This is a genomic window from Stenotrophomonas sp. PS02297 (genome assembly GCF_029959705.1).
GTDB classification, from domain to species: domain Bacteria; phylum Pseudomonadota; class Gammaproteobacteria; order Xanthomonadales; family Xanthomonadaceae; genus Stenotrophomonas; species Stenotrophomonas nitritireducens.
Genome location: NZ_JASCOS010000126.1, coordinates 1 through 10,259, shown reverse-complemented (window position 1 = coordinate 10,259; position 10,259 = coordinate 1). Strand labels below are relative to the sequence as shown.

General features: G+C 70.3%; 10 protein-coding genes. 4 read left to right on the top strand and 6 right to left on the bottom strand.

Annotated features, from left to right (window positions below; genetic code table 11):
- Positions 1 to 60 precede the first annotated feature (60 nt).
- Positions 61 to 951 (bottom strand): phenylalanine 4-monooxygenase, encoded by an 891-nt coding sequence (gene phhA / locus QMX80_RS16565; RefSeq protein ID WP_282278258.1) that lies wholly within the window; start codon positions 949 to 951, stop codon positions 61 to 63.
- Positions 952 to 1,079: 128 nt separating this feature from the next.
- On the opposite strand from phhA, the gene QMX80_RS16560 reads away from it, so the two are divergent.
- Positions 1,080 to 1,565 (top strand): Lrp/AsnC family transcriptional regulator, encoded by a 486-nt coding sequence (locus QMX80_RS16560; RefSeq protein ID WP_055768812.1) that lies wholly within the window; start codon positions 1,080 to 1,082, stop codon positions 1,563 to 1,565.
- Between the two features lie 132 nt (positions 1,566 to 1,697).
- Complete coding sequence (locus tag QMX80_RS16555) at positions 1,698 to 2,927, top strand: alginate export family protein (protein WP_282278255.1); 1,230 nt, start codon at positions 1,698 to 1,700, stop codon at positions 2,925 to 2,927.
- Positions 2,928 to 3,188: 261 nt separating this feature from the next.
- On the opposite strand, the gene QMX80_RS16550 is transcribed toward QMX80_RS16555, so the two are convergent.
- From QMX80_RS16550 to QMX80_RS16530, 5 genes are all read right to left on the bottom strand, one after another.
- Positions 3,189 to 4,229 (bottom strand): patatin-like phospholipase family protein, encoded by a 1,041-nt coding sequence (locus QMX80_RS16550; RefSeq protein WP_282278260.1) that lies wholly within the window; start codon positions 4,227 to 4,229, stop codon positions 3,189 to 3,191.
- 72 nt (positions 4,230 to 4,301) lie between these two features.
- Positions 4,302 to 5,315, bottom strand: coding sequence for a TIGR00266 family protein (locus QMX80_RS16545; RefSeq protein WP_282278253.1), 1,014 nt, complete (start codon positions 5,313 to 5,315; stop codon positions 4,302 to 4,304).
- 65 nt (positions 5,316 to 5,380) lie between these two features.
- A complete protein-coding gene (locus tag QMX80_RS16540; protein ID WP_282278251.1) occupies positions 5,381 to 6,490 on the bottom strand; it encodes a glycosyl hydrolase family 18 protein in 1,110 nt (369 codons plus the stop codon).
- A gap of 129 nt (positions 6,491 to 6,619) precedes the next feature.
- Positions 6,620 to 7,462, bottom strand: coding sequence for a phosphatase PAP2 family protein (locus tag QMX80_RS16535; RefSeq protein WP_282278250.1), 843 nt, complete (start codon positions 7,460 to 7,462; stop codon positions 6,620 to 6,622).
- Positions 7,463 to 7,520: 58 nt separating this feature from the next.
- Positions 7,521 to 8,348, bottom strand: coding sequence for an ATP-binding cassette domain-containing protein (locus QMX80_RS16530; RefSeq protein ID WP_273083762.1), 828 nt, complete (start codon positions 8,346 to 8,348; stop codon positions 7,521 to 7,523).
- Positions 8,349 to 8,488: 140 nt separating this feature from the next.
- On the opposite strand from QMX80_RS16530, the gene QMX80_RS16525 reads away from it, so the two are divergent.
- Positions 8,489 to 9,691 carry a fatty acid desaturase gene (locus QMX80_RS16525; protein WP_282278248.1) on the top strand — a complete coding sequence of 401 codons (1,203 nt, stop codon included), beginning with the start codon at positions 8,489 to 8,491 and terminating at the stop codon, positions 9,689 to 9,691.
- A gap of 38 nt (positions 9,692 to 9,729) precedes the next feature.
- Entirely contained in the window at positions 9,730 to 10,062 is a 333-nt protein-coding gene (locus QMX80_RS16520) for an EF-hand domain-containing protein (RefSeq protein WP_282278246.1), read from the top strand.
- Positions 10,063 to 10,259 lie beyond the last annotated feature (197 nt).

The window sequence follows — 10,259 nt, the reverse complement described above, 5'->3', positions numbered from 1 at the left end:
CGAAAGGGCTTTACCGACAAAAGCCCCCTCGCGGCTGAAGCCGCTCCTACGGGCGTGGGCTCAGACGTCGCCGCCGTCGGCCCAGCCTTCGCCGCTGCCGCGCTGGAACACCCGGTCGCCGTCCTGCACGTCGCCGGCCGGGAAATGCGCCTGCTCGGCCAGCCGCGCGTAGAGCGGGGTGAAGTCCGGCTCGGTCGCCGCCATCAGCTGCTCGAAGCTGTCGATGACGAAATAGGTCTTCTGGAAGGTGTCGATGCGGTAGCGGGTGCGCATGATCCGCTCCAGGTCGAAGCCGATACGGTTCGGTGCCCCCGATTCCAGCGAGTACAGCGATTCGCCCTTGGACGAGACGATGCCGGCGCCGTAGATGCGCAGGCCATCGGCGGTGTCGATCAGACCGAATTCCACCGTGTACCAGTACAGGCGGGTCAGGTTCTGCAGCGCCTCCGGGCCGATCGCGTGCGCCTTGACCCCGCCGCGGCCATAGGCGGCCATGTAGTCGGCGAACACCGGGTTCATAAGCAGCGGGACATGGCCGAAGAGGTCATGGAACAGATCGGGTTCTGCGATGTAGTCGATCTGGTCGGGGCGGCGGATCCACCAGGTCACCGGGAAGCGGCGGTTGGCCAGGTGCTCGAAGAAGTCCAGTTCCGGCAGCAGGCCTTCCACGCCGACCAGGGTCCAGCCGGTGGCCGCGCCCAGCACTTCGTTGAGCTGGTCGAAGCGCGGGATCATGTGCTCGCTCATGCCCATCTCGTCCTGGGCATCGAGGAATTCCTGGCAGGCACGGCCGACCAGCAGCTCGCGCTGGCGCCGGTACAGCGTGCTCCAGGTGGCATGGTCGTCGGCGCTGTAGCCGTCCCACGGCTGCTCCACCACGGCGGTGGTATAGACCGGCACGTATCCCTTGTCGGTCTGTTGGTGCTCTACGCGGCGCGGGGAAGTGTCCATGGCGGTATTCCGGGAAAGTCGATCACCGGAATGGTAGAAAGCCGGCCGCGCAACAGGTGTGCGAAATTGCGCGGAATGCATGACATGGCGCAACATTGTTGCGTCGATTCTATGTTGCGGAGCAACAAATGAATGCCGTCTCCCTTGATCGCACCGATCTGCGCCTGCTGGCGGAAATCCAGCAGCATGGCCGCGCCACCAACGCCGAACTGGCCACGCGGGTGAACCTGTCGCCTTCGGCCTGCCTGCGCCGCGTGCAGCGGCTGGAAGCCGAAGGCGTGATCGCCGGCTACGGCGCGCGCCTGGAACCGCGCGCCATCGGCCTGGGCCTGCAGGCCTTCGTGCGCGTGCAGCTGTCCAAGCACGGGCAGGCGGCGATCGGCCACTTCGTCGAGGCGGTGCAGCTGTGGGACGAGGTGGTGGCCTGCCACGCGCTCACCGGCGACATGGACTACCTGCTGCACATCTACGTGCGCGACCTGGACCACTTCTCCGCGTTCCTGCTCGACAAGCTGCTCGATGCCACCGGCGTGGCCGACGTCAATTCCAGCTTCGTGCTGCGCACGGTCAAGGAGTTCCGCGCGCTGCCGCTGTCGCAGCTTGGCCGCGGCTGATGCAGGCCGGCGCGGAAGCGCGCGGGGCAGCCGCACATTGGATCAGGATGCGATCGACGCCGGCTTGATCCGCGTCATGGTGGCCGTGGGAGCGGGCGCGGAGGATGGCGCCACCCCACACGAGAGCCCGCCATGTCGATCCGCCTCCTCCACGCCTTACCCCTGCTGCTGGCCGCCGCGCCTGCGCTGGCGGCCGATGCCGGCGGCGCACCGCTGCTGGACCTGCGCTACCGCTACGAGCATGTCGCGCAGGACGGTTTCGCCCGCGACGCCGATGCCCACACCGCACGCCTGCGGCTGGGCTACCGCACCGCGCGCTGGCACGGCTGGTCGGCATTGGGCGAAGTCGACGGCGTGGCGCACCTGGGCGGCGAGCGCTTCAACGACACCCGCAACGGCCGCACCCAGTACCCGACGGTGGCCGACCCGGATTACGCCGAACTCAACCAGGCGCTGCTGCGTTACGACGGCGCGCGCGGCAATGTGCAGTTCGGCCGGCAGCGCATCAACCTGGGCAACCAGCGCTTCGTCGGCGGCGTGGGCTGGCGCCAGAACGAGCAGACCTACGACGGCGCGATGGCCGAATGGGCGCCGGATGCGCGCTGGAAACTGACCTACGCCTACGTGGGCAACATCAACACCGTGTTCGGTCCGGACGAACCGGCTGCACCCAGCCTCACCGCGCCGGCCAACATCCACGGCGACAGCCACCTGCTGCAGGCGCGGTTCGCGCCGAGTGCGGCGCTGGCGCTCACCGGCTATCACTACCGGTTGGACCTGGAGAACGTGGCGGTGGCGGCGGGCGCGCCGCGCGGCACGCTGTCGAGCGACACCACCGGCCTGCGCCTGCAGGGCAGCCATGGCGCCTTCGGCTACGTGCTGGAACATGCGCGGCAGGTCGATGGCCGGGACAATCCCTGGTCGCTGGACAGCCGCTACTGGCTGGGCGAAGCCAGCCATGCCGCCGGGAACGTGAAGAGCACGCTCGGCTATGAAGTGCTCGGCGCCGGCCATGGCGGCCCCGGCAACCGCGCCTTCCAGACGCCGCTGGCGACCAAGCATGCGTTCCAGGGCTGGGCCGACCAGTTCCTGACGACGCCGGCCGACGGCCTGCGCGACGCCTATGCCGGCGTGGCGCTGCCACTGGCCGGAGGCAAGGCGCAGGCCTGGTACCACGATTTCCGCAGCGACCGTGGCGGCTATCGCTATGGCCGCGAGTTCGACCTGTCGTGGGAGCGCGCCATTCCGCAGCTCAAAGGCCTGAGCGTGCTGCTCAAGACCGCGCGCTACCGCAGCAGCGACGCGCTGCGCACGCGCGACGCCGACAAATTCTGGGTGCAGGTGCAGTACACACGGTCGTAGCCCGCACGACCCGCAAATACCGCAAAGGCTCTGTAGAGCGGGGCAACGCCCCGCTGGGGGCATTTCCGAGCAAGCCCCGCCGGGCATCGCCCGGCGCTACAAAGCCACCGCGCTCCGCGTTTTGTAGAGCGGGGCAACGCCCCGCTGGGGCATTCCCAAGCAAGCCCCGCCGGGCCTTGCCCGGCGCTACAAAGCGCTGTGTTTTCCTTGGTGCCCTGCAGGGACGCAACACCCCGGTCGAATGGAACGCCGGCCGCCGCCTCAGTGCGCCGGCGCGACGCAGTCCCCGTTCTTGCCGCGCAGCTTGTCCAGCCGCGAGCGGCCATCCAGGCAGCGCTGGTAGGCCTCGGCCGCCGCCGCACTGGCGCGCGCGTCGGCGTTGCGCGCGCTGGTTGTATGCGCCTGCTGCAGGCGGGCGATGCCGGCGCGGATCTGCGGCATGGCCGCCATCGCCGCCTTCTCGCCTTCGAGGATGGCGCGGCCGCGCTGCTCGAAGTCGGCCGCGCCGATGTCCAGCACCTGCGGGCGGATCACCACGTCGGCGCGCGCCAGCTCCTGCTCGCCCAGGCGCTGGCCCATGATCGCGATGGACTGGTTCACCGTACCCAGCAGGCTGCCCGGGCGCTGCCCGCTGGCCTTGCTGGAAATGTCCACGGCGATGACGAACTCGGCGCCGAGCTGGCGCGCGGCGTCCACCGGCACCGGGCTGACCACGCCGCCGTCGACGAAGGTCTTGCCGCCGATGGCGACCGGTTCGAACACGCCCGGCACCGAGCTGGATGCGCGCACCGCCTGGCCGACATTGCCGCGCACGAACACCGCGCGCTCGCCGGTCTCCAGCTGGGTGGCCACCGCCGCGAACGGCTTCTTCAGCTGCTCGGCCGGCTTGTTGCCGACCTGCGCGTTGACGTAGTCCTGCAGCTTCTGGCCCTGGATGAGGCCACCGGAGAACAGGCGCACGTCGCGGATGCTGGCCTGGTCCAGCGACACCGCCTTCTGCTGCATGTCGAAGGCATTCATGCCGCTGGCGTACAGCGCGCCGACCACGCTGCCGGCACTGGTGCCGGACACCACCACCGGCTCGAAGCCGTTGGCCTCCAGCATCTTGATCACGCCGATATGGGCGAAGCCCTTGGCCGCGCCGCCGCCCAGGGCGACGCCGATCTTCACCGGCTTGGCCGGCGTGCCGGGCACCACCGCCTGCGCCGGCGCGGACGGCCGCGTGTTCTCGCCGCCGCAGGCAGCCAGCAGGCCAAACAGCGAAAGGGACAGCAGCAGGCGGGCGTTGCGCGGCTTCATGATGAATGGGTATGCGGGAAAGGGCGCAAGCATAGCGGCAACCGGCCAAACCGCGGGCCAACGGTCAGGCACGGGTCAGAACCGGTTGTCCCCGTCCAGGATGCGCCCCAGCCCGCCCAGCACCGAGCCTTCGCCGCGGCTCTGGCCGCCGCCCTGCGGCGCGGCCGCGTACATGCGCCCGGCCAGGCGCGAGAACGGCAAGGACTGCAGCCACACCTTGCCGGGCCCGGTGAGGGTGGCCAGGAACACGCCCTCGCCGCCGAAGAACATGCTCTTGAGCCCAGCCACGCGGCGCACGTCCATGTCCACGCCGGCGTGGTAGGCGACCACGCAGCCGGTGTCCACGTCGATGCGTTCGCCGGCAGCCAGCTCGCGTTCGACCACGCAGCCGCCGGCATGCACGAACACCCAGCCGTCGCCCTCGAGCTTCTGCATGATGAAACCCTCGCCGCCGAACAGGCCGGTCATCACCTTGCGCTGGAAGTGCACGCCGATCTGCACGCCGCGCGCGCCGGCCAGGAAGCTGTCTTTCTGGCAGATCAGCTTGCCGCCGTGCTCGTCGAGCTTCATCGGCAGCACGGTGCCGGGGTAGGGCGCGGCAAAGGCGACCCTGGCCTTGCCCTGGCCGGTATGCGTGTAGAGTGTGGCGAACAGGCTCTCGCCGGTGATCACGCGCTTGCCGGCCGCCAGCAGCTTGTCCATGAGCCCGGCGCCCTGTCCTTCGTGGCGGCCGTCGCCGAACACGGTCTCCATCCGTACCGCGGCGTCCTTGAACATGAGCGCGCCGGCCTCGGCGATGGCGCTCTCGCCCGGGTCCAGCTCGATCTCCACGAACTGCATCTCATGGCCGACGATGCGGAAGTCGATGTCGTCGGCGCGGTTGCGGCGCCCGCCCACCGGTGGCGGCATCGGTGGCGGCGCTGCCTGGCCACCGAACTCGGGCAGCGCCGCGGCCGGTTGCCAGCCCTGCATGCCCTCGCGCCAGGCCAGGGCATCGCGGTGCAACTGCACGTGGCGGCGGGCGGTCTCGTGGTCGAGCGGACCGGTGCGGTCGGGCTGTCCGGGGGTGTGGAAATACCACTGGCTCATGGGCGGACCTGGAGGGTAATGGCGGTCGCCCAGTCTATGCCGCGGCGGTTGCCGCGCCGCGCGGGTCAGCGGGCTTCGTGCAGTGCCTTGTGCAGCGTGTCCAGCAGCTGGCCATCGTCCAGCCGGTGTTCCCAGTACATGATGCCGCCGAGTTTGTTGCGCCTGACGTATGCGGCCTTGATCGCCAGCGACTGCGGGTCGTCGTAGGTGATCAGCTGGCGGGTGGCGGGATTCCACAGCCAGGGTACCTGCGCCTGCGCGTCCCAGTGGCGTTCCCAGCCCGGCGCGCCGAGGCGGGTATGCACGATCTCGCTCCAGGTGATGAAGCCGCCATCGCTGGCGAACTTCCGGTAAAGGCCGTGGTCGGTGGCTTCAACGTCGCCGAAGCTGCGGCCATAGAAGGGCACGCCGACATTGATCTTGTCCGCCGGCACGCCGGCATCGAGGAAGTAGCGCACCGCGCCTTCGGTGGTGCGTCCGTCCGCCGGGGCCAGCGCCGACCGCGCCAGCCCGCTGTGGTGGCCGGTGGTCGGGGTCAGGCTGCCATGGAAGTCGTAGGTCATCAGGTTGATCCAGTCCAGCGACCGGGCGATGCGCGGCAGTTCCAGGCCTTCGGCAAACCGGCCTTCGGCCGCGGCGATGGTCAGCAGGTAATGGCGCTTGCCGCCTTCGCGGTCCAGGCGCGCGCGCAGCGCTTCCAGCAGCAGGGTGAAATTGCGCCGGTCGTCCGGGCTGTGGCTGATGTCGGCATCGCCCAGGGTCGGGTATTCCCAGTCGATGTCCAGGCCGTCGAGGTCGAAGCGGTGCAGCAGGGCGACGCCGCTGTCGATGAAACGCGCGCGCGCCGCCGCGGTGGCGGCCGCCTCGGAAAAGTTGCCGGCGCCCCAGCCGCCGATGGACAGCACGATCTTCAGCGCGGGGCTGTCGGTACGGTGGGCGACGAGCGCATGCACCTGCGCCGGATCGACCGTGTCGGGCAGGTACACGCTGCCGTCCGGCGCGACCCAGGCGAAGGCGAAATTGACCACGTCCAGCTGCGCGGCTGGCAGGCGCAGGGGCGCCGGGCCGTCGGTCACGTAGCCGATCAGGCGGAAGGACTGCGCCTGCGTGGCGGCGGCGAATGCGAGCAGCGCGGCCGCCAGCAGGACGCGCAGGCGGCGGTGGGGTGTGGACATGGGAGGCCCTGGCGTGGACGAACGCCCCACTCTAGCCGCAATGAAGGGAGCCACCCTGCGAGGTAACGCCTGAAACCGCTGGCCACCGGACCCGCAGGAGCGACGGAAGCCGCTCCTGCGAAAAGCGGCTCAACGCGCTTCTGGCAGATCGGTTGCCAGCACCGCGTCTTCGGCGGCGCAGTCGCGCGGCATCGGCAACGCCTGCGCGGGCGTGGCGGCGATCTCGCGCCGCGCCGCGGCGAGGTCGGCGCGGAACTCGGCGTTGTCGTGCAGTCGCGCGACAACGGCCGCGCCCATAGCCTGGCCCTGCTGCACGTCGCTGTACCAGTGCACGTTGCACACCAGCCGGCTGTGGCCGTAGTTGCGGCCGCGCTCGAGCAGGGCGGTGGCGCGCTCCGGGGCGATTTCCGACAGGATCAGCGCCCAGGCCCAGCCGATCGCGGTGTGGCCGGACGGATAGGAACCGCTGCCGCGCAGGTGCGGCTCGTCGTCGGGCGTGCAGGTCGGCTCGCCATTGACCATGAACGGGCGCGGTCGCTTGTAGTGGTTCTTGGCCGCGCGGGTCGCCGCGCTGGCGTCGATCAGGCTGCGCTGCAGCAGGCGGTACAGGGCCGGCGTGCGTGCGGCATCGACAGGAACCCCGAGCGCGCAGCTGAACTGCCCGGCGCCGGTGGGGAAGCGCAGGTCGGCATCGGTGTGGGCCTGGTGGAAGCGCGCGCTGTCGCGCAGCGCGAGGGCCTGGCGGGCGACGGCGTCGTCCAGCGCGGCCCAGGCCGAACCCGGCGCCGGTGGTGGCGGGCTCAGCGCCAGGCTGTCGGGGATCGCGGCCCCCTGCAGGTAGCCGGTCGGCGCCGGTGCGGTGGCCTGGCCATGGCCGGTGGAAACGGTGGCGGGCGTGCCGGCGCAGGCGCCGAGCGCGGCGGCCAGGACGAAGGCCGCGCCCAGGCGCAGCGGAAACGGGGAACGGGACATCGCGGCGGCATGGATCGGTGGAACGGGCCGGCATCATCGCACCGATGCCGCCGCTCACCTATACGGCGCGGGCCCAGGCGGTCAGCCGGCCGTCTTCTTCCTGCACGTCGATCGGGCCGCCGAACACCTCCGACAACGGGCCGGCGCGCAGCAGTTCGCCGCGCAGGCCGTCGGCGAAGATGCGCCCGCCCTTCATCAGCACCACCCGCTGGATTTCCGGAATCACTTCCTCGATGTGGTGGGTGACCAGCACCAGGGTGATGCCCTGCCCGGCGAGGTGGCGCATGGTGTCGACCAGGTGCTGGCGCGAGACCAGGTCCAGCCCGGTGGAGGGCTCGTCCAGCAGCAGCGCGCGCGGCTGGTTCACCAGCGCGCGGGCGATCAGCACGCGTCGGGTCTCGCCGGCGGACAGCTCGGCGTAGCTGCGGCCCAGCAGCGACGAGGCGCGGGCCAGTTCCAGCGCGTGGCGCGCGCGGTCGCGCATGGCGTCGGTGACGTCGCGGTGCGCCGGCACCACGTAGCTGGCGAAGAAGCCGGAGATCACCGCGTCCTCCACCCCCAGCCCGGGCATGTCGGACAGGTTGCTGGACAGGTCGCCGGTGACGATGCCCAGCTGCGAACGCAGCCGGTCCACCTGCCAGCGGGTCTGGCCCAGCACCTTGACCGGCACGTGCCCGTCGGCGCGCGCCAGCGGGTACAGCTCGCGCGTGATCAGCTTGATGAAGGAGGACTTGCCGCAGCCGTTGGGGCCGAGGATGGCGGTGTGCTGGCCCTGTTCGATGCGCAGGTCGAGTTCGTGCAGGACCCGGACCTGGCCGCGGATGACGCAGGCATGGTCCAGCTCGATCAGGGGGGCCGCGACGGCGGCGGGTGCGGTGGGCATCATTCAGGCAAGGTCGGGCGGTGGCGGGGCAGCTGAAGGATTGGACCAAAGTTGACGCTCGGGGTGATGAAGTTTGCCGCGGCAGGCCCCATCATGTGTATCCACGGTTTCATCCGTCACCGAAACAGCTCTGGAGTTCCGCGATGTCCGACACCCTCCTCGACTTCCTCACCGGCGGCATCGCCGGCCTGGGCTGGTGGGGCATGCTGGCGGTGCTGCTGGTGTTCACCCAGCTCACCATCTTCGCGGTGACCCTGTACCTGCACCGCAGCCAGGCCCATCGCGGCGTGGACTTCCACCCGCTGGTCTCGCATATCTTCCGCTTCTGGACCTGGCTGACCACCTCGATGATCACCCGCGAGTGGGTCGCCATCCACCGCAAGCACCACGCCAAGGTCGAGACCGACGAGGACCCGCACAGCCCGGTGACCAAGGGCATCGGCCGCGTGTTCTGGCGCGGCGTGGAGCTGTACCGCGAGGCGCGCACGATGCGCGCGGACATCGAGCAGTACGGCCGCGGCGCGCCGGAAGACTGGATCGAGCGCCACCTCTACACCCCGCACGCCAACCTCGGCCCGGTGTTCCTGTTCGCGCTGAACTTCGCGCTGTTCGGCCTGCCGGGCATCGCCCTGTGGGCGATCCAGATGGCGTGGATCCCGTTCTGGGCTGCCGGCGTGGTCAACGGCCTGGGCCACTGGTGGGGCTACCGCAACTTCGAATCGGCCGATACCTCGACCAACCTGACGCCGTGGGCGTTCTGGATCGGCGGCGAGGAACTGCACAACAACCACCATGCCTTCCCCAGCTCGGCGCGCTTCTCTATGCGCCGCTGGGAGTTCGACATCGGCTGGCAGGCGATCCGCCTGCTGCAGGCGCTGGGCCTGGCCAAGGTGCTGCGCGTGGCGCCGACCATGGACATCCGCCCCAACATCGCCGTGCCCGACGCCGACACGCTCAAGGCGCTGCTCTCGCACCGCTTCCAGGCGATGACCGACTACCAGCGCAACGTGTTCGCCCCGGCCCTGCGCGAAGAGGCGGCCGCCGCTGGTGCCAAGCTGCGCAAGCTGCTGCCGCGGCGCATGCGCAAGGGCCTGGTCAACGACGGCCGCTGGCTCAAGCCGGCCTGTCGCGAACAGCTGCATCAGTGGGTGAGCCAGCGCCCGAACATCCAGGTGCTGGTCGAGCACCGCGCGCGCCTGGCCGCGCTGCTGGAAGCGCGCACCCACGACGCCGCCGAGCGTCTCCGGCACCTGCAGCAGTGGTGCCACGAGGCCGAGGCCAGCGGCGTGGCCGCCCTGCAGGCCTACGCGGCGCGGCTGAAGGGTTATTCGCTCAGCGCGGCATGACCAACCGCGCCTCCGGTTCTGCCCATGGACGCCGCCTCGTGCGGCGTCTGTCGTTCCTGCTGGCGGCGACGCTGCCGTGGGCGGCGCCGGCGGCGCAGGTGCAGGACACCACCGACTACCTGCGGCGCATGGACCTGGACGGCGATGGCCGGGTAAGCCCGGACGAATACCTGCAGTGGATGCTCTACGCTTTCGACCGCATGGACCGCAACGGCAACGGCGTGCTGGAGCCGGAAGAGCAACCCGGTGGCCGCGGCAGACCGATCACCCGCGAGCAGCAGAAGCAGGTGATCCTCGAACGCTTCCACAAACAGGACGCCGACGGCGACGGTTACCTGAGCGCGCGCGAGCTGATGGCGCCACCGCGCTGACCGCGATTCCCCATCTGTAGATGCGGGGCTCGCCCCGCACCTGCGTCGTGTCTGGAGGAAAGCCCCCTGAGTCAGGGGGCGCGCCTAAGGCGCGGGGTGTGGCAAGCGAGAGACGGGGCCCGCGGGTTTGGCGGGCAACCGGGGGGGGCCCGCCCGGAGCGCTGGCGGGTTCCCCCCGAGTCAGGGGGCGCGCCGAA